Genomic DNA, 21,855 nt, shown 5'->3' with positions numbered 1-21,855 from the left:
TCTGTCGAGACGTAATCTCAATTGAAAGGGGAATCCATTATGAGGAAGCTTGCCGTCGCTGTGGCGTTGGCCTCCACTGCCCTTGCGTCGCCTGCTGTGGCGCGCGACAACTCGTGGTATGTTGGTGTCGGTGGTGGTGTTATGATCGTCGAGGACATCGACCTCGATATCGGCACCGTCGCTAATGCGGGAACGCTCGATCATCGTACCGGTTATGATTTCGAAGGCACTGTCGGTTATGACTTCGGCGGTTTCCGCGCTGAAGTCGAAGTCGGCTATCGTGAAGCCGACATCACCGGTGGTCGTTTTTCGACTCCCGGGATTCCGGCGAGCTCGACGGGCGGGCTCTTCACCGGCAATACGCCGCTGAATGGCGACTCGAACGCGTTGAGCTTCATGGCTAACGGTATGTTCGACTTCGGTGACGACGATGGTCTGCAGGGCTTCGTCGGCGGTGGTGCCGGTGTTGCGCGCGTTTCGGTTCAGCCGGTCTTCGCAACCAACTTCCTCGACGATTCCGACACGCGCTTCGCGTGGCAGGCAATCGCCGGTGTTCGCGCGCCGCTGACCAAGCATTGGGATGCCGGTCTGAAGTATCGCTTCTTCAATGTCAGCGATCTGAAGATGGTCGACCAGCTTGGCCGCGACGTTTCGGGTCGTTTCCGTTCGCACTCGCTGCTCGGAACGCTGACCTACAACTTCGGTGGCGCAGAAGCTCCGCCGCCGCCGCCGCCGCCGCCGCCGCCGCCGGCTCCCCCGCCGCCGCCGCCGCCGCCGCCGGTTTGCGAACCCGGACCGTATATCGTGTACTTCGACTGGGATCAGTCGGCGATCACGCCGGAAGCGGCTGCAACGCTGGACAACGCGATCAGCGCTTACAACCGTGGCTGCAGTGGCCAGCAGGTCATGCTCGCCGGTCACGCCGACCGTTCGGGTTCGGCCAAGTACAACGTCGGTCTGTCGCAGCGTCGCGCCGATGCCGTGAAGTCGTACATGACGGCTCGTGGTGTCGCCGATGGCTCGATCACGACGCAGGCGTTCGGCGAAACCCGCCCGGCCGTTGCAACCGCCGATGGCGTCCGCAACGACCAGAACCGTCGCGTGGAAATCACTTACGGTCCGAACTCGGGCATGTAAGACCGGTTTCCATCCCCGACGGGGATTGGACGAAAAAGAAGGGCGGTACCGCAAGGTGCCGCCCTTTCTTTATTTGGGCTCTTCGATGACACCTGCGGCTGATGGCGGGGCTTGCCGGGGCGACGACGCAGAATTTGAGCCTTGCTCCTCAGGATAAATGATATATCATATCTGTGAGGCGCCTCGATGAGCGGGTTTGCCTCGGACAAGGCGGGCGCGCTGGCACGCGAGGATGAAATGTTGGCGCTCCCGATGGACAGGGAGAGACAGAATGCGTCGACGCCGCAGCATCTTTCGCGCCGATCCGAACGGCAGCCCCGACATCAACACCACGCCGCTGATCGACGTCATGCTCGTGATGCTGGTGATGTTCGTCATCACCATTCCGCCGCCGACGCACAAGGTCGATGTCACGCTGCCCTCCGGCCCGGCGCCTTTCGAAGTTCGCGACCAAAATCGCGTCAGCATCGACACCAGCGACATCATTCGCTGGAACGGCAACGCCGTCGACCTCGCCGAACTGGGCCAACTGGTGAAGGCAGCGTCCGAGCGGGCGGTTCCGGCAACGCTGCTGTTCGAACCCGACGCGCAGGCGCGCTATCTGCGGGTCGATCAGGCCATCGGCGCGATCCGTCGCAACGGGGGCAGCAAGATCGCGTTTCCCGGCATTCAGCGGTACGGCGGTCTGGTCTGACTTACAGCCCCCTGCGCGGGTATCCGATGTCGGGCGCGCCGGTCAGGCGGCCGGCGCTGTGCCGGGGCGCAGATGTTGCATCATATAGCCGGCATAATCGGCCTTGCCGAGCGGTACCCCAAGATGACGCATGACGGCATAGGCCGCGACGACGTGGAAGTAGAATTGCGGCAGCGCCCAGTCGCGAACATAGGTCGCGGCGGTAAGGTCGAAGACCATGCCGTTGGGCAGATCGAAGCTGACCGGTCGATCATCGTCCTCGCCGAGCGACGCGGGGTCGATCGTATCGAGAAAAGTCAGCGTGCGCGCGATCTGATCCTGCATTTCCGCAAAGTCCGCGGCGTCATCGGGGAAATCGGGGCCGCCCGATGCGCCGAGCCGGGCAAGCCCGCTGACGGCCTGGCCGCAGGCGAAACGGATCTGCGTCGGCAAGGGAAACATGTCGGGGGCCAGCCGGCCGGCGGCGAATTGCAGCTCACCCACGGCATTGTCGGCACCCCATGTTTGCGCCTTTGCAAGCTGCGCCGAGAGCGCGCCGAGCGCATTGACGTAGGCGGGAACGGTCAGATCATAGAGCGACATCGCTATTTCTCCATCACGGCTGCCTGATCGGCGGCAAGATTATCCTGGAACTGCAGGCGCGCGAGCCGTGCATAGAGCCCGTCGGCGGCGACGAGATCGTCGTGGCGACCTTCCTCGACGATACGGCCTTCGTCCATCACGATGATGCGATCGGCGGCGCGGACGGTCGCGAGGCGGTGCGCGATGACGACGGTGGTGCGATCGTGCATCAGCGCCTCGAGCGCATCCTGAACGAGTTTTTCGGACTCGGCGTCAAGCGCCGAGGTGGCCTCGTCGAGTAGCAGTAGCGGCGCGCGGCGGAGCAGCGCGCGGGCGATTGCAACACGCTGACGCTGGCCGCCCGACAGGCGGGCGCCCCCTTCGCCCATGAAAGTATCAAGGCCATCGGGAAGCTTGCGCAGAAATTCTTCCGCATTGGCCGCGCGCGCGGCGGCCCATAGCTCGTCGTCGGTGGCCAGCCAGTTGCCATAGCGCAGATTGTCGCGCGCCGACGCCGCGAATATCACCGTTTCCTGCGGCACCATCGCGATCCGGGCGCGCAGGTCGGCGGGGTCGAGCTCGGGCAGCGCGACGCCGTCGAGGCGGATTTCGCCGCCTTGCGGATCGTAGAAGCGCTCGGCGAGCTGGAAGAGCGTCGATTTGCCGGCACCCGAGGGGCCCACGATCGCGACCGTTTCGCGCGCGCGAATGGATAGGCTGAAATCGTGCAGCGCGGGCGCGTCGGGGCGCGTCGGGTAGCGGAATTCGACATGATCAAATTCGAGCGTACCGGTCGCGGTCTCCGGCAGAGCGCGAGGGGCCGGCGGCGGGGCAATGCTCGGCTCGGCGATCAGCAGTTCATTGAGGCGTTCGGCGGCACCGGCCGCGCGAAGCAGATCGCCATAGACTTCGGTCAGCGCGCCGAACGCACCCGCGACAAGGCCGCCGGTCAGGACGAAGGCGGCAATGGTGCCGCCCGTGATCGTGCCCGCGGCCACGCCTTCGGCCCCGTACCAGAGCAAAGTGGTGATGGCTCCGAACAGCAGCCCGATAACAATCGCGGTCATCGTGGCGCGGAGCCGGATGCGGCGCTTGGCGGTGGCGAAATTGGCTTCGACGGCGCTGGTGAAGCGTTCGGCCTCGCGCGTTTCCTGCCCGAAGGCCTGGACGATCTTCATCGCGCCGAGCTGTTCGGCCGTGGTCGCACCGATGTCGGCGACGCGATCCTGACTTGAGCGCGAGACGTTTTGCAGGCGGCGCCCGAGCAGCACGATCGGCATGATGATGATCGGGATGCCGAGCAGAATCCCGCCCGTAAGTTTCGGCGAGAGCGAGAAGAGATAGGCAATCCCGCCGATCCCCATAACGGTATTGCGCAGTGCGACCGAAACCGTGGTTCCGACGGTCTGTTCGATGATCGCAGTGTCCGCCGTCATGCGCGAGGCGATTTCTGACGGGCGGTTTTCTTCGAAGAAGCCGGGGGCCAGGCGCAGAAGGTTACGCTGCACCGCCTCGCGGATATCGGCGACGGTGCGTTCGCCGAGCCAGCTCACGAAATAGAAGCGGAGCGCCGTCGCAATCGCGAGGATGAGAACGATCACGTAGAAGAACCGGAAATGCGGGCTGACATCGCCGCCGCCGGCGACGAAGCCCGAATCGATCATCTCCTTGAATTGATAGGGGATCGCGAGCGTTGCGATCGCCGCGATGCCGAGCGCGATCGCCGCGATCAGCAGCTGGAGCGGATAGCGGCTGGCATGATGCCAGACCATGCGCAGGCTCGATAGCTTGCGGGGTGGGTTCGGTTTATCGGATTTGGTCGCCATTGATCATCGCCCTAGCAGCCGCGCCGATGCCGCTCAACGATGCAGAATGGCGATCTGCTTCAAGGACCATGAAGCCAGGCTGCGTAAAGGGAGCGCGGGGCCGGATTGCCCGCGTGCCCTGCGGCTCAGTGATTGTCGAGTTGCGCGCCGGCACCGCACGCAGGCCCGCCTGCGTGATGCGATAGGGCATGCCGCTGCGCGAAGCGATGAAGCCGCGGCGGCGGAAGGTGCTCGAACAGGCCGAGGCCGCCGCTGTCCCGGAATATTATCCATCAGGCGCCGCGCAATGATTTTGATGCATTGCACAATGGCGATGTTGCCCTAGACTGTGCTCCAACAGGGATGCCGGAAGAGCGCCCGACCGGACGCAAGGAATTCAGATTATGCTGTACCACGCTTTTGACATGCAGCGCAGCTGGCTCGCGGGCGCGAGCGCATTGGCGACCGCGGGCGCGCAGGTCATCCAGCATCCCGCCAATCCGCTCGGCTATTTCAGCGCGAGCCCGATGTTCGCCTCGGCGCTCGAGGTCTTTGCACACGCCTCGGCGCCGCGCGGCAAACCGGGGTTCGAACTGTACGAGACGCTCGTCGATGGCGAGACGCTGCGCGTCGATGAAGCGATCGAGGCGCGCAAGCCCTTCGGCCAGCTCAAGCATTTCCGGCACGCGGCAAGCGCCGGCAAGCCCAAGCTGCTGATCGTCGCGCCGATGTCGGGCCATTATGCGACGCTGCTTCGCGGCACGGTCGAGCGGATGATCCCCGACCATGATGTGTGGATCACCGACTGGCGCGATGCCCGCAATGTCCCGCTCGAAGCGGGCAAATTCGATCTCGATGACTATATCGACTATCTGATCGGCTGGCTCGAGCATATCGGGCCGGGTGCGCATATGCTCGCGGTGTGCCAGCCTTCGGTTCCGAGCCTCGCCGCCGCAGCTGTCATGGCGGCCGACAAGCACAAGTGCCGCCCGCGCACGCTGACGATGATGGGCGGGCCGATCGACACGCGCAAGGCGCCGACCGCGGTGAACCAGCATGCGACGACGCGGCCTTATGCATGGTTCCAGGAAAATGTGATCGCAACGGTTCCGGCCTGGTATCCGGGCGCCGGGCGCCGCGTCTATCCTGGCTTCCTGCAGCTTGCCGGCTTCATGTCGATGAACCTTGGCAATCACATGATGAGCCATTGGGAAATGTTCAAGCATCTGGTCGACGGTGATGGCGAGAGTGCGGACAAGACCAAGGAATTCTATGACGAATATCGCGCCGTCTGCGACATGACCGCCGAATTCTATCTCCAGACGGTCGATGCGGTTTTCCAGCGCCATCTGTTGCCCAAGCGCGAATTCGAGCATCGCGGCAAGATCGTCGACCTTGGCAAGATCGACGATATTGCGCTGCTCGCGATCGAAGGCGAGCGTGACGATATTTCGGGGATCGGCCAGACCAAGGCGGCGCTGACCCTCGCCACCGAACTGCCGACCGCCAAGAAGAAATATCTGATGGCAAAAGGCGTCGGCCACTACGGCATCTTCAACGGCCGCAAGTGGCGGGAAGAGATTGCACCGGTCGTCGAAAAATGGATTCGCGCCAACGGCGGCTGACAGGATGCCCGCTCGCCCGATTCCCGTGATCGGGCGGCGGCGGACCGGAATCACGCGCCTTTCACGCAAAAGGGAGCATTGTCTTCGCCCATGCTTGGCGAAGCGGGACCGGCGCCCTACATGGAGCGCTCATGCCGCCTGACACCGCTTCTTCCGCCAGCCCGCGCAGCGAGCCGCCGATCCTGGCGACGCTGCGGCGCTTCCTGCCCTATCTTTGGCCGGCGGGGCATCGCGAGCACAAGTTGCGCATTATCGGGGCCGGGCTGCTGGTGCTGGCGTCAAAGGCGGTGCAACTGTCGATGGGCTTCGTCTATGGCGCAGCGATCAACCGTATGGCGCCGGGGATGCAGGAAGGCATCGCGCTGACCATCGGGCTGGTCGTCGCCTATGCCGGCGCGCGCTTTGCCGGGGTGCTGTTCGACAATCTGCGCAATGTTGTTTTCGAACGCGTCGGGCAGGATGCGACGCGCGAACTCGCGATCGCCACCTTCACTCACCTGCATGCACTGTCGCTGCGTTTCCACCTCGCGCGGCGGACGGGCGAGGTGACCAAGGTGATCGAGCGCGGAACCAAAAGCATCGACACCATGCTCTATTTCCTGCTGTTCAATATCGCGCCGACGATCATCGAACTGACAGCGGTCATCGTCATCTTCTGGACCAAATTCAGTCTCGGCCTTGCCGCGGCGACTGCGCTGATGGTCGTTGTCTACATCGCCTTCACGCGCAAGGTGACCGACTGGCGCACCGCGCTCAGGATGCGAATGAACGACCTCGACACGCTGACCGTCGGGCGCAGCGTCGACAGCCTGCTCAATTACGAGACGGTCAAATATTTCGGCGCCGAGGGGCGCGAGACGGCGCGCTACCGCGAGGTTGCAGGCCAATATGCGAGCGCCGCGGTCAAAAGCGAGAACAGTCTCGCCTGGCTCAATATCGGGCAGAGCTTCATCACCAATGCCGCCATGGCGGGGGCGATGGGCTACACGGTGTGGGGCTGGTCGCGCGGCATCTTCGCGGTCGGCGACGTGGTGCTCGTCAACACGCTGCTCGCGCAACTTTTCCGCCCGCTCGACATGCTCGGCATGGTCTATCGCACGATCCGCCAGGGGCTGATCGACATGGAGGCGATGTTCCGCCTGATCGACACGCCGAGCGAGATCACCGACGCGCCGGGCGCCCCCGCGCTGCTCGTCGCGGGCGGTGCCGTGGCGTTCGAGAATGTCGTCTTCGGCTATGAGGCCGACCGCACCATTTTGAACGGCGTCAGCTTTGCGGTGGGCGCAGGCGAGACGCTGGCTATTGTCGGCCCTTCGGGCGCGGGCAAATCGACCATCGCGCGGCTGCTCTTCCGCTTCTACGATCCGCAGGGCGGCCGCATCCTGATCGACGGGCAGGACATCCGCGCGGTAACGCAGCAGAGCCTGCGCGCCGCAATCGGGATCGTCCCGCAGGATACGGTGCTGTTCAACGACAGCATCGGATATAATATCGCCTATGGTCGCGCCGATGCGCGCGTCGAAGAGATCGCCGAGGCCGCGAAGGGCGCGGCAATCGACGGCTTTATCGCTATGCTGCCGCAGGGCTATGAGACCGAAGTCGGCGAGCGCGGGCTCAAATTGTCGGGCGGCGAGAAGCAGCGCGTCGCGATCGCGCGCACCCTGCTCAAGAATCCCCCGGTCCTGATCCTCGACGAAGCGACGAGCGCTCTCGACAGCCGGACCGAGGCGGCGATTCAGGACACGCTCGAACGGATCGCCGAACGGCGCACGACGCTGGTGATCGCGCATCGCCTGTCGACCGTCACGAGCGCCGACCGCATCATCGTTCTCGATCGCGGCCGCGTCGCCGAAACGGGGACTCACGACCAACTGCTCGCGATGCGCGGCCTCTACGCCGACATGTGGGCGCGTCAGCAGGCCGAAAAGGAAGAGGGCACGGTTTAGGCTGGGAGGATGGAAGTCGGGCGCATGCTTTCGAACGGAAGGGGAATTTCTGGTCTATCCTGATCGGTTCGCATCGAGCTCTTCGAGGGCCTTGGCAGGGCTCAGGACCAACTACGGCCTTTGGCCGAGGTCGAGATGCTCCTCGGGCCAGGCGTCGCGCCGATGGGTGTCTCGGCTTCGCTCGCCACGAACGCGATAATAGGTTCAACGGCTAGCGACCGATTGTGGACATCGCGTCCTACAGCGCGTCTGTCGTTCTGCGCACACACACCCGACGCAAATGTTCCTTTTCATCGAAAAGCCATGCCGCTTGGACCGATGTCGTGAGGACCCCGTATTCCGCCACAACAGAATCTCGCGTTATGCCGCCTGCGGTCTGGCATCCGTTACCAGAATAATGAGGCTTACCTTTCGCAAAGGTGCGGTTATCGTGCACCTTAAGCCTCCAGCCATTGGTTTTCGCGGCCTCGTCTAGCTTCTTGGCAGACGAACCGATTGGGACAATCTTGAGCAATCTTTCCCTTGTGGCGTCATTTCCACCCCAAACAAGTGCGGGGCCGCAACCAGCCAGCCAAGGCAGGACCACTATCCCAATAAGATTCCGCCACATTGGGAAACCCTATGCGGAGGGCATTGGCTTCGCAATCGAAACGTCCGCTCCCCATCCCAAAGCGGCCTTCCCTGCACGCGACCAAGCCCTAAAATGCAACAGAATCGCTTGAGTTGCTTGACCATGCGCATTCGCGGCTTTTACGCTGCCCTATGCCGCATGACACAAGCTTGATCGGAACCGTCGTCGCGGGCCTTGTGGTCGCATTTCTGATGGGTGCGCTGGCGCATCGGCTGCGCATTTCGCCAATTGCGGGCTATCTGCTGGCGGGCGTTCTTGTCGGGCCGTTCACGCCGGGTTTCGTCGCCGACACTGGGCTGGCGCTCCAGCTTGCGGAGATTGGCGTGATCCTGCTCATGTTCGGGGTGGGCCTTCATTTCTCGCTCAAGGATCTCTTGTCGGTGCGCCGGATCGCGGTGCCCGGAGCGATCGTGCAGATTGCTGCTGCGACCGCGCTCGGGACCGCGCTGGGTCTGTGGCTCGGCTGGTCGTTCGCCGGCAGCCTGATCTTCGGTCTGGCGCTGTCGGTGGCGAGTACCGTTGTTCTGCTGCGCGCCCTCCAGGCGCGCGACATGGTCGAGACCGAAAAGGGGCGGATCGCGGTCGGCTGGCTGATCGTCGAGGATCTGGCAATGGTGCTGGCGCTCGTCCTGCTTCCCGCGATGTTCGGCGCGCGCGGCGACGAGGGCGGCGCGGGGGACAGCGCCGCCTTGCTTCAGTCGGCAGGGATCGTCTTTCTGAAGGTTGCGGGTTTTGTCGCGATGATGCTCGTCCTCGGGCGCCGTATCCTGCCGTGGGTACTGCACTGGGTCGCCCATTCTGGCTCGCGCGAGCTGTTCCGGCTCGCGGTACTGGCGACCGCGCTCGGGGTCGCCTTCGGTGCTGCGGTGATCTTCGATGTCAGCTTTGCGCTGGGCGCCTTTTTTGCCGGAATGATTCTGGGCGAGACGCAGCTTTCGCGGCGCGCTGCCGAGGAAACGCTGCCGCTGCGCGACGCCTTTGCGGTCCTCTTCTTCGTCTCAGTCGGCATGTTGTTCGACCCTTGGGTGCTGATCGAGCATCCGGTACCGGTGCTCGCGACCGTTGCGATCATCATCGTGGGCAAATCGCTCGCGGCCTTTGCCATCGTGCGCGCCTTCGGTCATTCGACGCAGACCGCGCTGACGATCTCGGTCAGCCTGGCGCAGATCGGCGAATTCTCCTTCATCCTCGCCGGGCTGGGGGTGGGGCTCAAGGTCATGCCCGACATGGCGCGCGACCTAATCCTGGCGGGGTCGATTCTGTCGATCCTGTTCAACCCGATCTTCTTCACGCTCGTCGTTCGCCGTGTGCGCGCCGAGCATTTTCCCGATATTGCCGAAGAAGCGGCCGCGTTGCCCGCGGCTGAGCCGTCACGCACCGTGCTGATCGGCTTCGGCCGCGTCGGCAGCCATATCGGTTCCCTGCTCTGTTCGCGCGGCGAGGCGCTGGTGGTGATAGAAGATCAGAAGGATATGGCCGCCGCCGCCCGCGCCGCGGGGGCGACGGTGATCGTCGGCGACGCGACCAAGGAAAGCGTTCTGCGCCAAGCGAAGATCGACACCGCCGCGACGCTGCTGATCGCCATCCCTGAAGGCGTCGAGGCGGGCGCGATCGTGCGGCGCGCGCGGGCGATCAACCCCCAGCTGGTCATCGTAGCGCGAGCCCATTCGGACGAGGAGGTGGGCGATCTCGTCCGCCGCGGCGCCGACCATGTGGTGATGGCGGAACGCGAAACCGCGACGCGGATGGCCGAACGCGCGATGCTGGCCAGAGCCTGAGCGCCGGCAAAGGCGCGGTTGGGGTTTCCCTCGATCCCGATCTTCCCTATCGCCCCGAGCGATGTCTCCCGACGCTCTTCTCCCCCTGCTCAAATCCACATTCGGTTTCGACGCCTTTCGCGGGCGACAGGCCGATGTCGTTGCGCGGGTGATGGCGGGCGCGCATACGCTGGCGGTGATGCCGACGGGCGCGGGCAAGTCGCTGACCTACCAGCTTCCAGCTGTGGCCCTCGACGGCTGTGTCGTCGTCGTATCGCCGCTGATCGCGCTGATGCACGATCAGCTGCGCGGTGCGCGTGCGGCGGGGATTCGCGCCGCCAGTCTCACCAGCGTCGATGCCGATTTCGCCGACACGCGTCAGGCCTATCGCGACGGACAGCTCGACCTCCTCTACATCGCGCCCGAACGGGCAACGGGGGAGGGGTTTCGGTCGCTGGTGGCGGCGCGTGCGCCCGCGCTGTTCGCGATCGACGAAGCGCATTGTGTTTCGGAATGGGGGCATGATTTCCGCCCCGACTATCGCCTGCTCCGCCCGCTGCTCGACGCCTTTCCAGCGGTGCCGCGGCTCGCGCTGACCGCGACGGCCGACAAGCACACGCGCGAGGATATATTGGTCCAGCTCGGCATCCCCGCCGAAGGGCTGATTCTCGCGGGGTTCGACCGACCGAACATTCGCTATCGCATCGCGCCGCGCGGCGCGCCGGCAAAACAGCTTACCGAATTCATCGCCGCCAATCCGGGACCCGGGATCGTCTATTGTCCGACGCGCGACGGGACCGAACGGATGGCCGCGAAGCTCGCCGCCGCCACCGGGCGCAGCGTCGCGGCCTATCATGCCGGACTCGATCCCGAACGGCGCGCGCGGGTGCAGCATGATTTCGTCGCTTCGGAAGATGGCATCGTCACCGCGACGGTCGCCTTCGGCATGGGGATCGACAAGCCCGACGTGCGCTTCGTTGCGCATGCCGGGCTGCCGAAATCGATCGAGAGCTATTATCAGGAGACCGGGCGCGCGGGGCGCGACGGCGATCCCGCCGAGGCGTTGATGCTGTGGGGCGCCGAAGATTTCGCGCGGGCGCGGATGCGGCTGGGCGATCTGCCCGAAGAGCGGCTGGCGGGCGAGCGCGCCCGGCTCAATGCGCTCGCGGCGCTGGTCGAGACGGTCGAGTGCCGCCGCGCGCTGCTGCTGCGCCACTTCGGCAAAACCCCGCCGCTGCGCTGCGGCAATTGCGACAATTGCATCGACCCGCCGAAGCAGGTCGATGCGACGGTGCTGGCGCAGAAGCTTTTGTCGGCGGTCTATCGAACCGGGCAAAGCTATGGCGCGGGGCATGTCGAGGCGGTGCTCACCGGGCGGCGTGACGAGCGCATCGCCGCGCGCGGCCATGACAAATTGTCGGTGTTCGGCATCGTCGAGGGGGAGGATGCGCGGCTGATCAAACCGCTGGTGCGCAGCCTGATGGCGCGCGAGGCGCTGGCCGCGACCGAACATGGCGGGCTGATGTTCGGCCCCGCCGGGCGCGCGGTGATGAAGGGCGAGGTGCCCGTACTGATGGCCGAGCCGCCCGCGCGCCGCCTGTCGCGCGCCGGGCGCGGCGACGGCGCGGCGGCGAACCCGGTCGGAGACCCGCTGTTCGATGCGCTGCGTGCGACGCGGCGCGATCTCGCGAGCGAGGCGGGCGTGCCGCCCTATGTGATCTTCCACGACGCGGTGCTGCGCGCGATGGCGAGCGAGCGTCCCGCCTCGCGCAGCGACCTTGCGTCAATTCCCGGCGTCGGCGCCAAGAAGCTCGAAGCGTGGGGCGATGCCTTTCTGGAGGTGATCCGGCGGTTCTAGGAAAGATCGTTATCGCCCGACCTTGTTGCCACCTTCACGCTTGTCAGCAATCGGCGCAGGTTTATAGATCGCGGCATGAGCGACTTTCGAGCCTTGACCCCGACCTATTCGGTCGCGCCGCAAATCAGCATCGAGGACGTCGCCGCGGCGAAGGCGGCTGGCTTTGCGATGATCGTCAACAACCGCCCCGACGGCGAGGACCCGGGTGCGCCGCAGGGCGATGCCATCGCGCATGCCTGCGCCGCCGAGGGAATGGCCTATGCCGCCATCCCGATCGGCCATTCGGGGTTCAGCCATCCGCAGCTCGACGCGCTCGATACGCTGCTGGGCGATGCAACCGGGCCCGTGCTCGCCTATTGCCGGTCCGGCACGCGCTCGACGCATTTGTGGGCGCTGACGCGCGCGCGGGCCGGCGACGATATCGACATGCTGTGCGATGCGGCCGCAAACGGCGGCTATGATCTGTCGGCGCTGCGGCCGATGATGGACGCGCTCGCAGGTTAGCCATGACGGTGAGCGACCTCATCCAGCTCGCGGGATCGCTGGTGGCGGTCTTGTTCGTCGCCTGGCTGGTCAAGCGCATGGGTCTGGGCGCTGATCCGCGGATTGCCGACGCCGCCCATGCGATCCGCCTTGCCGACGAGGCCGAGACGGGGTTCGGAGGGGTAGAGGTCGCGCGCGACCGCGCGGGCTTTGCGGCGATCGTCCGCAACGCCGCCGGTCAGATGATGCTGGTGCGTGCGCACGGCAATCATTTCGCGGCGCGGCCGGTCGATGCCGCCGTGGTCGGGCGGCTCGACAAGGATTTCCTGACATTGACGATGCCCGAGCGAAGCTTCGGGTCGGTGACGCTGCAACTCGGGAAAGAGGCGGGCGTCTGGGCGGCGCGGATGCGGGATGTGGCGCATGGATGATCTTCCCAACCCGGTGACCTATGCGGTGCCCGCCTTCATCCTGCTGCTGATCGCCGAGATGATCGTGTCGCTGCGCCGCGACAAGAGCCGGTACGAAACGCGCGACACGCTGACCTCGCTTCTGCTTGGTACCGGTAGTCAAGTGGCCGGTGCGGCGGTCGGCGCGGCGGTCGTCGGCATGGCGGTGTGGGTCTATCAATTCCACCTGTTCGACATCGGCATCGCGCTCAAACAATGGTGGTGGGCGTGGATCCTCTGCTTCGTCCTCGACGATCTGGCCTATTATGCCTTTCATCGCAGCGCGCACCGCGTCCGCTGGTTCTGGGCGAGCCATGTCATCCATCATTCGAGCCAGCATTATAATCTGTCGACCGCGCTGCGGCAGACCTGGACCGGCTTTTTCAGCCTGGCTTTCCTGTTCCGTCTGCCGCTGTTCCTGATCGGTTTTCCACCCGCGATGGTCTTCTTCTGCGGCGGGCTTAACCTGATCTACCAGTTCTGGATTCACACCGAGGCGATCGGGCGGATGCCGCGCTGGTTCGAGGCGGTGATGAACACGCCATCGCACCACCGCGTCCACCACGGCGTCAACCCGCGCTACCTCGACGCCAACTATGCCGGGGTCTTCATCGTGTGGGACAGGATGTTCGGCAGCTTCGTTCCCGAACGCGACGACGATCCGGTTCGCTATGGCATCGTCAAACAGCTCGGCAGCTTCAACCTTTTGTGGGCCGCGGTCCACGAATGGGTCGGGATCGCCAAAGACGTGTGGAGCGCGCCGTGGCGGCACAAGCTGTCCTATATCTGGCGCGAACCCGGCTGGAGCCACGACGGCAGCCGGATGACCAGCGCCATGATCAAGGAGCGATGGGCAGGGGGGCGCCCCGCCGAGGAGCCGGCTGCGGAATAGTCCTCGCCCGCCGCGACAACGCGCTTGCCTCGCGGGCTAATGACATTCATGTAAGTCGCAATTGACCACCGATCGGGTGGCGAGGGGAGCGGCTTTATGGATCAGTTCGACATCATCGTCATCGGCGGCGGCAGCGCCGGAAGCGCGGCGGCGGGGCGGCTTGCCGAGGACGGCACGCGGCGTATCTGCCTGATCGAGGCCGGCGGATCGAACGACAATATGTGGGTGAAGACGCCCGGTTTCATGCCCTTCATCCCCAAGAAGTCGAATTATCAATATGATACGCTCCCGCAAAAGGGGCTGAACGGCCGCACAGGATATCAGCCGCGCGGGCGCGGGCTGGGCGGATCGAGCGCGATCAACGCGATGATCTATATTCGCGGGCACGCTTTCGATTACGACCAATGGGCGGCGCTTGGCGCGAGCGGGTGGAGCTATGCCGACGTGCTGCCCTATTTCAAGCGCAGCGAGGGCAATGAACGCGGCGCCGACCAATGGCACGGCGGCGACGGCCCGCTCAACGTGATGGACCAGCGCTGGCCCAATGTGACGAGCCGCCGCTTCGTCGAGAGCGCGGCGGCGCTGCAATTGCCGCGCACCCCCGATTTCAACGGCGCGCAGCAGGAAGGCTTTGGCCTGTATCAGGTGACGCAGAAGGGCGGCGAGCGCTGGTCGGCGGCGCGCGCCTATGTCGAACCGCTGCGCGGGCGCGCCAATTTCGCCATTCGCACCGGCGCGCTGGTCGAAAAAATCATCGTCGAAAACGGCCGCGCGACGGGTGTGGCGATCCGCCGCGGCAAAGCGCGCGAGACGCTGCGCGCCGCGGGCGGGGTGATCCTGTCCGCCGGTGCTTTCGGGTCGCCGCAGCTGCTGATGCTGTCGGGCATCGGACCCGCCGCCCATCTGAAGGCGATGGGGATCGATCCGGTCGCCGACCGTGCGGCGGTGGGGGCCGATCTGCAGGATCATATCGACTATGTGTCGAGCTGGGAAACGCGCTCGGGCGACCCCTTCGGCGATAGTCTGGCGGGCAGCTGGCGAATGCTGAAGGCGATCTTTGAACATCGCACCGGGCGTACCGGCATCATGACCACGCCCTTCGCCGAGGCGGGCGGCTTCTGGAAGTCGCGGCCCGACGTCGCCGCGCCCGATATCCAGTTCCACTTCGTTCCCGCGATGCTGGAGGATCATGGTCGTACCAAGGTGAAGGGGCATGGCTTTTCGTGCCACGCCTGCGTCCTGCGCCCCGAAAGCCGGGGCAGCGTGACGCTCGCCTCGCCCGATGCAGCGGCGGCGCCCTTGATTGATCCCGGCTTCCTGACCGACGACCGCGACATGGCAACGCTGCGCGCCGGGGTACGGATGATGCACCGCATCGTCGCTGCGCCGCCGCTGTCCGACTATGCCGGGGTCGATCGCCATCCGGTGAATATCGACGATGACGCCGCGCTCGACGCGCTGATCCGCAGCCGCGCCGACACCGTCTATCACCCGGTGGGCACCTGCCGCATGGGCAGCGACGCCGACGCGGTTGTCGACCCGACGCTGAAGCTGAATGGCGTCGAGGGTCTTTGGGTTGCCGATGCGAGCATCATGCCCCGCCTCGTCAGCGGCAACACCAATGCGCCGAGCATCATGATCGGCGAACGCGCCGCCGATTTCGTCAAATCCGCGCTGCAATAAGCGGCCTTTGCCGCCGCGCGCAAAGGCATCGCGGCGGCCGGAGTCTTTCGCGGCGGAGGCGCTGGGCGACCGATTCGGCGGACCGGGGCATGCAGCCTCAGCGATGTCTCACTATTCGAGAGGCCTGAAAAAGCCCGGCTTTTCGGGGGTGCCTGCGAAACGGGCAAAAAAAGAGGGCCAGGACTTGCGTCCTGGCCCAGCCTTTCAGGCTCTCCCCTCCTGAAACTGTTGACAGGCTGAATGCCATATTAATGTCATGATGGGAAGGCCTAATTTCGCGGCAGTGCTGCCCTTTTATTGTGCAGCGCAATCTGCACAAAAAAATGGCCGGGGCGCTTTCGCATCCCGGCCATGAGTGGTTCGCAGGAGGAACCTGGTTAGGACCCCGCCGCCCGTTTGAAAGAGGAGAGAGCGGCGGCGGGTATCCTGTCTCGTGATTACATATTGTAGGCGCGTTCCCCATGTTCGCCGAGGTCGAGGCCTTCGCGTTCGACTTCTTCGGTGACGCGGAGCCCGGTCAGCGCCTTGGCGACATAGACCGCGATGACGGTGCCGATGGCGGCCCAGACGATCGTCGCGGCGACAGCCGAGACCTGCGTCACAAGCTGCGGCCCGATCGCGAAATCTGCGCCGCCGGGACCGCCGAGGCTCGGCGCGTAGACGATGCCGGTGCCGATGGCGCCGACGATGCCGCCGACGCCGTGGATGCCGAAGGCATCGAGCGCGTCGTCATAGCCGAGCTTGGGCTTGAGGACCGTGACGACATAGAAGCAGATGAACGCGGCAACCGCGCCGAGGACGATCGCGCCGAACGGACCCGAATTGCCCGCCGCGGGAGTGACAGCGACGAGGCCGGTGATGATGCCCGAGCAGAAGCCAAGGGCCGACGGCTTGTGACCGCCCAGCTTTTCGGCGAGCATCCAGGCGAGACCGGCCGAGGCGGTGGCGACGAAGGTATTGATCATCGCGAGCGCCGCCGAACCATTGGCTTCGAGCGCCGAGCCGGCGTTGAAGCCGAACCAGCCCACCCACAGCAGGCCGGTGCCGACCATCGTCAGCGTCAGCGAGTGCGGCGCCATGATTTCCTTCTGATAGCCGATGCGCTTGCCGAGGATCATCGCCGCAACGAGCGCCGAGACACCCGCGTTGATGTGGACGACGGTGCCGCCGGCAAAGTCGAGCGCGCCCATTTCGAAGAATAGGCCGCCAGCAGCCCACACCATGTGGGCGATCGGGAAATAGACGATCGTCAGCCAGATGACGCCGAAGACGAGCGCCGCCGAAAATTTCATGCGTTCAACCGTCGCGCCCAAGACCAGCGCCAGCGTGATCGCGGCGAAGGTCATCTGGAAACAGATGAACACATATTCGGGCAGCTTGAAGCCGTCCGAGAAGGTATCGGCAAGGCTGTCGGGCGTGACGCCGGCGAGGAAGAATTTACCCCACGAGATGAAGGCATTGCCTTCGGGGCCGAAAGCAAGGCCATAGCCGTAGCAAACCCAGACGATCATCGCGAGACAGGCGACCGCGCCGATCTGCGTCATCGTCGAAAGCATATTCTTGCTGCGGGTCAGGCCACCGTAGAAAAGCGCAAGGCCGGGCAGGATCATCGCGAGGACGAGCACGGTCGAGGTCATCATCCAGGCGGTGTCGCCTTTGTCGACGACGGGCGCGGCGGCAGCCGCTTCCTGCGCCCAGGCGGGCAGCGCCGCGAACAGCGCGAGGCCGCCAGCCGCGGCGCTCGCCGCGATCTTACCGACCCCCATTTTCTTTGCGAACGTCATATTTTCCCCCTTCGTCATCACAGCGCCGCCTCGCCGGTCTCGCCGGTGCGGATGCGCACGGCTTGCCCGACGTCGAGGACGAAAATCTTGCCGTCGCCGATCGACCCGGTTCCGGCGCTTTGCTGAAGCGTTTCGACGACCCGCGGTGCGAGCGCATCGTCGCAGACGAGCTCAATCTTCACCTTGGGCACCATGTTGGTTGCATATTCGGCGCCGCGATAGATTTCGGTCTGGCCCTTCTGCCGGCCGAACCCCTTGACCTCGGTGACGGTCATTCCCGCGATGCCCAGCCCGGTCAGTGCTTCGCGCACCTCGTCGAGCTTGAACGGTTTAATGATAGCAAGGATCAGCTTCATGATGCCCCCTTTTGCTTATGGCACCATGTTGCGGTGCAACAGCCGTGCCAAATTGCGGCGAGGGGCGGGAAAGTTAACATTTTGTGACGAGTTTTAACCGCCCGGCAGGTGCAATCGGTCGCAACCTGGGCAGGCGAGGCAGGCATTTGCCTAAATTTTGAGCAGCGATGCGCTCCTCGCGCTTATGCCTGTCCGCCCGACTTGGGAGGGCGCGGCCGGTCAGCCGGCGGGCTTGAACCGCGCCCAGATCGGCAGATGGTCGGATGCGCGCGCGGCGAGCGCGCTCTGATGGACGCCGGCATCCAGGGCTTCGAGATCGGGCGAGGCGAAGATGCGGTCGAGGCGCGCGACGGGCTTGCGGCTGTGGAAGCTGTGGCCGGTGTCGACGAGGCGGTGATGCTCGCCGAAATCATGGAGGCAGCCGCCGCGATTGCGCCATTCGTTGCAGTCGCCCATCAGCACCGTCGGCAGCTTTTCGCCCTCGGCGACATGCGAGAGGATGGCGCGCGCCTGCTGGCGCCGACGCAGCCCCGAAATGTCGAGATGCATGCCCACGACGCGGAGCCGCGTATCGCCGACGCGCACCGTCGCGGCGACCGCGCCGCGCGGTTCGAGCGTCGGCAGATGGAGCGCGTGACTCTCCTCGACCACGACGCCCTTGCGCACGAGCAGCGCATTGCCGTGCCAGCCGATCGCATAGGGGCGGCCGTCCAGCAGGTCGACGGGAACATAGTCACTATGATCTTCGAACATGTGCGGCGGGATCGCACTCGCGCGCGTGCCGAAGCGGCGGTCGGCCTCCTGCAAGGCGACGATGTCGGCATCGAGTTCGCCGAGTACCGACAGCACCCGCCCCGGATCGCGGCGACGGTCGAGGCCGATGCCCTTGCGCATATTGTAGCTGGCGACCTTGATCGTGGGAGGGGGCGGGATCATGGGAGAGGGCGGGCTGCTTTCATTGCGGTAAAGACGAACGGCGGCGGCTCCGGGTTGCAGCCGTCATCCGCATCCTAGGCGATCCCGAACTCCGCCATCAAGGCGCGCGCGTCGGCGAGATCCTCGTCGAGCACCATGACGCGGACGGGAATCGCGAGGCCGACGCTTTCGGCGATATTCATCCCCGCGTCGAAGCAGACAGCAGGAACCCCGGCGCTTTCGAGGCGGCCGCGCAGCAATTCGGCCTCGGCACCGTTCGGCATCCGCACCAGTTCGACCAGCGCCATTCAGGCTTCGCCCGCGATATAGCGGTCGGTCGGCCGGGTTGGCAGTCCGTCGATGCTGCGCGTGCGGCCCTTGAACTTTTCGGTCCATTCGACCGGATCGGCCTGACGATGATATTTCTGCAGCGTGTCGCGCTCGTGCTGCAGTTCCATCATCGGCACGCCCCAGCCGCAGCTCGTCTGCACGCTGTCGATATCGATGACGAAGATCTGGCGCGTGCCGGGGAGCAGACTGAAATGCGCCGCGAGCGCATCCCATTCCTCATCCTGCGGCAGCACCGCACGGCCGCGGCCATAGAGGCGCAGGATCAGCGCGCTGCGGTCGAAGGCGCAAAACATGATCGTAATGCGTCCGCGCTCGGCTTGTTCGGCCGCAAGATGCGCATGGGTTTCGTTCCCCGATCCGCCGAGGTCGAGATAGGCGACCTGGCTGCCGGACAAGATGCGGAAGCTGTCGGCATAGCCCTTGGGCGACAGGTTGACGCGCCCGTCGGCGGCCGCGGTCGCGACGAAAAATATGGGTTGCTTCTCGATGAAAGCGACGTGTTTTTCGGTCAGCGCGTCGAAAAATTCGGCCATGGCAAAGCTCCGTTCGGCCGCCGGCTTATCACCAATTCTTACCCTCTTCTATCGCGCCCTGCTCATCGGCACGCGTTTCACGGCCGAGGGCAGCATTGCGGTGCGGGAAGCGTCCGAAACGGTCGATGATGTCGAAATGCTTCTGCGCATAGTCGTGGAAGACCGGATCGGCGAGTTCGGACATCAGGCGCAGCGATTCGCGCTGATCGGCGATATCCTCGCTATGTTCGAAGGGCAGATAAGCAAATTGACGCCGTGCGTCGGGCCAGTGCTGGTCCCAGCCCTGCGCGACGATGCCGCGCGCGATCTGGCGCGCCAGATCGTCGGTTGCAAAGGCTTCTGCGCTGCCGCGAAAAATGTTGCGCGGCACCTGGTCGAACAGGATCGTTGCGGCGAGCGCGGTGTCGGGGTCGGTCAAAAAGGCCTCGGCAGGCTGGCTGCGCAGCGCCGCCAGCCAGTCGGCCGCCAGATCGCGTACCGCCGTATCGAAATCGGCGCCGCCGCCGTACCAGTCGTCCATGCCGTGGCTGTCGAACCAGAAGGCGAGCAGCCGATGCGGCCAGTCGGCGGGCGGCGGCGGGGGAGCGGATAGGTCGTCGTCGAACATTCCCCTTATCTATCGGTTCGATCCCGCGCGTCGATAGGGGGTAAATTCGCCGAGCGAGACGAAGCCGTTATACATGTGGCTGCTGCGGTCGTGCAGTTCGACCGTGTCGATCGAACAGAGCTGCGACGTCGTCGTCTTGGTCACCAGTACATCATCCTCGTCGAGGCTGTCGGCATTTTTCGGCCGATTGACCCACAGGGTGTCGCCGATGCGATAGACGATCGCGGTCTTGTCGATGACCTGGCTGCTCGTGACCGCCGAGAGCGAGATGCAGTCGCGCGCCTTGCCGGCGACGCGGCCTTCGAGCAGCTTGGCAAGCTGCGCCTCGGGCGCGAGCTTTTCGCGCGCGGTGGCGGCAGCGGGAACCGCCGCGACAGCGGCGGCGGCGATGATGGCGGTAATCAGCGGACGCATGACAGGGCTCCTGCGGTTCGAAATGTCCTACCCTTCCCCATCCCATAGACGGAGACGCGTGAACCGAGCCTGAAAGCGCCGGGGGAAATCAGCAGGCGCCGTCGGGCAGCGGGATGCCGAGCGGCCTTTTGCACTTCTTTTTCTTGGGCGGTTCGGCGGGGGTGCTAGCGCTGCTGCCGCCCATCGCGCCCATGCCGCCCATATCGGCGCCGACGAGCAGCATGGTGTGTGACCGGAAGCGCACCTTGGCGGTCCAGTCGATATTCCACACCGCATTGCCCGCGGGTTTGGGCGGATAGGAGAAATTGGCTTCGGGGCCGAAGGCGTTGAGGTTGCCGATCATCATTTCGCCCGACGCTTTCTTGACCTCGGCCGGGATCTGGCAGCTCGTCTGCGATGGCGGCATCACGATCTTTTTCGTGATCAGGTTGGCGACGACCGACGGGGGGAGCCAATCCCACAGGCCGCCGCCGAATTCCTTCGATGCGCTGCTCGTCCACCAGACCATGTCGCCACTGCCGCCACCGCGGTCCATGCCGCCGATCGTCCATGCGACGTAACCGGTCGCGGGCTGGAGTGCCCCCCAGCGGATCATCACCGATCCGTCGGCCTGTTGCGCGGTCGACGCCTGGAGTCCCGGCATATAATCCTGCGCCAGATTGAAATTGATGTCCGACCCGACATTGCTGTTGATCCGGTGCGCCCCGATCAGCGACGATCCCGCCTGCGGCTGTTTGCCGCCCTTGCTGTTCGGCCAGTCGACATAGGATTTGCTGTTCGCCTGGCTGACCTCGCGAATGATTGGCACCGCGCTCGAGAAGAGGCCCGGCGGAACCTGTCCGGCCGCGACCTTGGCGAAATCGATGATGACGGGCTGGCCGGGACCGGCCTTGGCGCCGCAGCCCCAATAGAGCAGCAGTCGCCCCTTGGGCCGTTCGAATTCGGTGGTGTAGCTGCCTTCGGCGCGCGGCGGCGCGATCAGCGGCACCGATTTGCCGAGCTTGGCCTGCGGTTCGAAATAATGATCGCCCTTGGGCGGCGGCGCGGTCGGCGACTGATCGGAGCCGAGACGAAGGTTGAGCGTGTAGGCGACGCGGCTCGACGGGTCGCCGCCGAACATCATGCTCATCGCGCCGCCCAGGCCGCCGCGACCGCCCCCGGCCATTGCGGCGAAACCGGACATCGTCGCGACGTCCATTTCATAACGTTCCTTGGGGCCGGTGGTCTTTTGCGCCGATCCCGGAACGGCGGCGAGCATCGCGGCAACGGCGGCGACGGACACGAAACGCAGACTCGAACGCATGCAAACCTCCCTGTTGTGGGGGTGCCCCACGGATGATGCGACCGAAATCTATTCTGTTTGCCCCTCTATAT

The 21,855-nt window shown here is 64.9% G+C and carries 20 protein-coding genes; 10 read left to right on the top strand and 10 right to left on the bottom strand.

Annotated features, from left to right (window positions below; genetic code table 11):
* The first annotated feature begins 39 nt into the window (after positions 1 to 39).
* Positions 40 to 1,137 (top strand): OmpA family protein, encoded by a 1,098-nt coding sequence (locus P1IM2_RS01655; protein WP_186401237.1) that lies wholly within the window; start codon positions 40 to 42, stop codon positions 1,135 to 1,137.
* Between the two features lie 271 nt (positions 1,138 to 1,408).
* On the top strand, positions 1,409 to 1,831 hold the full coding sequence (locus P1IM2_RS01650; protein WP_186401236.1) for an ExbD/TolR family protein: 423 nt from the start codon (positions 1,409 to 1,411) through the stop codon (positions 1,829 to 1,831).
* Between the two features lie 42 nt (positions 1,832 to 1,873).
* Here P1IM2_RS01650 and P1IM2_RS01645 read toward each other — a convergent pair whose 3' ends face one another.
* Positions 1,874 to 2,413 carry a DUF1993 family protein gene (locus P1IM2_RS01645; RefSeq protein WP_186401235.1) on the bottom strand — a complete coding sequence of 180 codons (540 nt, stop codon included), beginning with the start codon at positions 2,411 to 2,413 and terminating at the stop codon, positions 1,874 to 1,876.
* A gap of 2 nt (positions 2,414 to 2,415) precedes the next feature.
* The gene (locus P1IM2_RS01640) at positions 2,416 to 4,218 is read right to left on the bottom strand and encodes an ABC transporter transmembrane domain-containing protein (RefSeq protein WP_062901105.1); all 1,803 of its coding nucleotides are present in this window, start codon (positions 4,216 to 4,218) and stop codon (positions 2,416 to 2,418) included.
* A gap of 383 nt (positions 4,219 to 4,601) precedes the next feature.
* On the opposite strand from P1IM2_RS01640, the gene P1IM2_RS01630 reads away from it, so the two are divergent.
* The 8 genes from P1IM2_RS01630 (at position 4,602) to P1IM2_RS01595 (ending at position 15,521) form a co-directional block, all read left to right on the top strand.
* Positions 4,602 to 5,822: a polyhydroxyalkanoate depolymerase gene (locus P1IM2_RS01630; RefSeq protein ID WP_062901104.1), complete on the top strand. Its 1,221-nt coding sequence runs from the start codon at positions 4,602 to 4,604 to the stop codon at positions 5,820 to 5,822.
* Between the two features lie 131 nt (positions 5,823 to 5,953).
* Positions 5,954 to 7,768 carry an ABCB family ABC transporter ATP-binding protein/permease gene (locus P1IM2_RS01625; protein WP_186401233.1) on the top strand — a complete coding sequence of 605 codons (1,815 nt, stop codon included), beginning with the start codon at positions 5,954 to 5,956 and terminating at the stop codon, positions 7,766 to 7,768.
* Positions 7,769 to 8,530: 762 nt separating this feature from the next.
* Positions 8,531 to 10,177 carry a YbaL family putative K(+) efflux transporter gene (gene ybaL / locus P1IM2_RS01620; protein WP_186401232.1) on the top strand — a complete coding sequence of 549 codons (1,647 nt, stop codon included), beginning with the start codon at positions 8,531 to 8,533 and terminating at the stop codon, positions 10,175 to 10,177.
* Between the two features lie 61 nt (positions 10,178 to 10,238).
* Positions 10,239 to 12,014, top strand: coding sequence for a DNA helicase RecQ (gene recQ, locus P1IM2_RS01615; protein ID WP_186401231.1), 1,776 nt, complete (start codon positions 10,239 to 10,241; stop codon positions 12,012 to 12,014).
* Between the two features lie 75 nt (positions 12,015 to 12,089).
* Entirely contained in the window at positions 12,090 to 12,518 is a 429-nt protein-coding gene (locus P1IM2_RS01610; protein WP_003043089.1) for a TIGR01244 family sulfur transferase, read from the top strand.
* A 2-nt stretch (positions 12,519 to 12,520) separates the two neighbouring features.
* Entirely contained in the window at positions 12,521 to 12,928 is a 408-nt protein-coding gene (locus P1IM2_RS01605; RefSeq protein WP_062901100.1) for a hypothetical protein, read from the top strand.
* Positions 12,921 to 13,838 carry a sterol desaturase family protein gene (locus P1IM2_RS01600; protein WP_062903030.1) on the top strand — a complete coding sequence of 306 codons (918 nt, stop codon included), beginning with the start codon at positions 12,921 to 12,923 and terminating at the stop codon, positions 13,836 to 13,838. The genes P1IM2_RS01605 and P1IM2_RS01600 overlap by 8 nt, the downstream gene beginning before the upstream one ends.
* Before the next feature lie 96 nt (positions 13,839 to 13,934).
* Positions 13,935 to 15,521: a GMC family oxidoreductase gene (locus P1IM2_RS01595; RefSeq protein WP_186401230.1), complete on the top strand. Its 1,587-nt coding sequence runs from the start codon at positions 13,935 to 13,937 to the stop codon at positions 15,519 to 15,521.
* A gap of 437 nt (positions 15,522 to 15,958) precedes the next feature.
* Here P1IM2_RS01595 and P1IM2_RS01590 read toward each other — a convergent pair whose 3' ends face one another.
* From P1IM2_RS01590 to P1IM2_RS01555, 8 genes are all read right to left on the bottom strand, one after another.
* Complete coding sequence (locus P1IM2_RS01590; RefSeq protein WP_040589901.1) at positions 15,959 to 17,305, bottom strand: ammonium transporter; 1,347 nt, start codon at positions 17,303 to 17,305, stop codon at positions 15,959 to 15,961.
* Between the two features lie 17 nt (positions 17,306 to 17,322).
* Positions 17,323 to 17,661 (bottom strand): P-II family nitrogen regulator, encoded by a 339-nt coding sequence (locus P1IM2_RS01585; RefSeq protein WP_003043080.1) that lies wholly within the window; start codon positions 17,659 to 17,661, stop codon positions 17,323 to 17,325.
* A gap of 219 nt (positions 17,662 to 17,880) precedes the next feature.
* Positions 17,881 to 18,597 (bottom strand): endonuclease/exonuclease/phosphatase family protein, encoded by a 717-nt coding sequence (locus tag P1IM2_RS01580; RefSeq protein WP_062901098.1) that lies wholly within the window; start codon positions 18,595 to 18,597, stop codon positions 17,881 to 17,883.
* 74 nt (positions 18,598 to 18,671) lie between these two features.
* Positions 18,672 to 18,884, bottom strand: coding sequence for a DUF2007 domain-containing protein (locus P1IM2_RS01575; protein ID WP_003043073.1), 213 nt, complete (start codon positions 18,882 to 18,884; stop codon positions 18,672 to 18,674).
* Positions 18,885 to 19,460 (bottom strand): pyridoxamine 5'-phosphate oxidase family protein, encoded by a 576-nt coding sequence (locus P1IM2_RS01570; RefSeq protein WP_186401229.1) that lies wholly within the window; start codon positions 19,458 to 19,460, stop codon positions 18,885 to 18,887.
* 28 nt (positions 19,461 to 19,488) lie between these two features.
* Complete coding sequence (locus P1IM2_RS01565; RefSeq protein ID WP_186401228.1) at positions 19,489 to 20,067, bottom strand: DUF924 family protein; 579 nt, start codon at positions 20,065 to 20,067, stop codon at positions 19,489 to 19,491.
* Between the two features lie 9 nt (positions 20,068 to 20,076).
* Complete coding sequence (locus P1IM2_RS01560) at positions 20,077 to 20,481, bottom strand: hypothetical protein (RefSeq protein WP_186401227.1); 405 nt, start codon at positions 20,479 to 20,481, stop codon at positions 20,077 to 20,079.
* An 88-nt stretch (positions 20,482 to 20,569) separates the two neighbouring features.
* Positions 20,570 to 21,784: a hypothetical protein gene (locus P1IM2_RS01555; RefSeq protein WP_186401226.1), complete on the bottom strand. Its 1,215-nt coding sequence runs from the start codon at positions 21,782 to 21,784 to the stop codon at positions 20,570 to 20,572.
* Between the last annotated feature and the right edge of the window lie 71 nt (positions 21,785 to 21,855).

Origin of the sequence: Sphingopyxis sp. P1IMeth2 (assembly GCF_900185685.1) — a bacterium.
In the GTDB taxonomy this organism is placed as follows: domain Bacteria; phylum Pseudomonadota; class Alphaproteobacteria; order Sphingomonadales; family Sphingomonadaceae; genus Sphingopyxis; species Sphingopyxis terrae_A.
This window is presented reverse-complemented; position numbering and strand designations above follow the sequence as displayed.

Excerpts from the sequence above, each read along its gene's own strand:
- P1IM2_RS01565 (WP_186401228.1), bottom strand. The coding sequence starts at position 20,067 with ATGTTCGACGACGACCTATCCGCTCCCCCGCCGCCGCCCGCCGACTGG.
- P1IM2_RS01650 (WP_186401236.1), top strand. The coding sequence starts at position 1,409 with ATGCGTCGACGCCGCAGCATCTTTCGCGCCGATCCGAACGGCAGCCCC.
- P1IM2_RS01595 (WP_186401230.1), top strand. The coding sequence starts at position 13,935 with ATGGATCAGTTCGACATCATCGTCATCGGCGGCGGCAGCGCCGGAAGC.
- ybaL (WP_186401232.1), top strand. The coding sequence starts at position 8,531 with ATGCCGCATGACACAAGCTTGATCGGAACCGTCGTCGCGGGCCTTGTG.
- recQ (WP_186401231.1), top strand. The coding sequence starts at position 10,239 with ATGTCTCCCGACGCTCTTCTCCCCCTGCTCAAATCCACATTCGGTTTC.
- P1IM2_RS01630 (WP_062901104.1), top strand. The coding sequence starts at position 4,602 with ATGCTGTACCACGCTTTTGACATGCAGCGCAGCTGGCTCGCGGGCGCG.
- P1IM2_RS01655 (WP_186401237.1), top strand. The coding sequence starts at position 40 with ATGAGGAAGCTTGCCGTCGCTGTGGCGTTGGCCTCCACTGCCCTTGCG.
- P1IM2_RS01645 (WP_186401235.1), bottom strand. The coding sequence starts at position 2,413 with ATGTCGCTCTATGATCTGACCGTTCCCGCCTACGTCAATGCGCTCGGC.
- P1IM2_RS01610 (WP_003043089.1), top strand. The coding sequence starts at position 12,090 with ATGAGCGACTTTCGAGCCTTGACCCCGACCTATTCGGTCGCGCCGCAA.
- P1IM2_RS01570 (WP_186401229.1), bottom strand. The coding sequence starts at position 19,460 with ATGGCCGAATTTTTCGACGCGCTGACCGAAAAACACGTCGCTTTCATC.
- P1IM2_RS01575 (WP_003043073.1), bottom strand. The coding sequence starts at position 18,884 with ATGGCGCTGGTCGAACTGGTGCGGATGCCGAACGGTGCCGAGGCCGAA.
- P1IM2_RS01640 (WP_062901105.1), bottom strand. The coding sequence starts at position 4,218 with ATGGCGACCAAATCCGATAAACCGAACCCACCCCGCAAGCTATCGAGC.
- P1IM2_RS01580 (WP_062901098.1), bottom strand. The coding sequence starts at position 18,597 with ATGATCCCGCCCCCTCCCACGATCAAGGTCGCCAGCTACAATATGCGC.
- P1IM2_RS01600 (WP_062903030.1), top strand. The coding sequence starts at position 12,921 with ATGGATGATCTTCCCAACCCGGTGACCTATGCGGTGCCCGCCTTCATC.
- P1IM2_RS01560 (WP_186401227.1), bottom strand. The coding sequence starts at position 20,481 with ATGCGTCCGCTGATTACCGCCATCATCGCCGCCGCCGCTGTCGCGGCG.
- P1IM2_RS01585 (WP_003043080.1), bottom strand. The coding sequence starts at position 17,661 with ATGAAGCTGATCCTTGCTATCATTAAACCGTTCAAGCTCGACGAGGTG.
- P1IM2_RS01605 (WP_062901100.1), top strand. The coding sequence starts at position 12,521 with ATGACGGTGAGCGACCTCATCCAGCTCGCGGGATCGCTGGTGGCGGTC.
- P1IM2_RS01590 (WP_040589901.1), bottom strand. The coding sequence starts at position 17,305 with ATGACGTTCGCAAAGAAAATGGGGGTCGGTAAGATCGCGGCGAGCGCC.
- P1IM2_RS01555 (WP_186401226.1), bottom strand. The coding sequence starts at position 21,784 with ATGCGTTCGAGTCTGCGTTTCGTGTCCGTCGCCGCCGTTGCCGCGATG.
- P1IM2_RS01625 (WP_186401233.1), top strand. The coding sequence starts at position 5,954 with ATGCCGCCTGACACCGCTTCTTCCGCCAGCCCGCGCAGCGAGCCGCCG.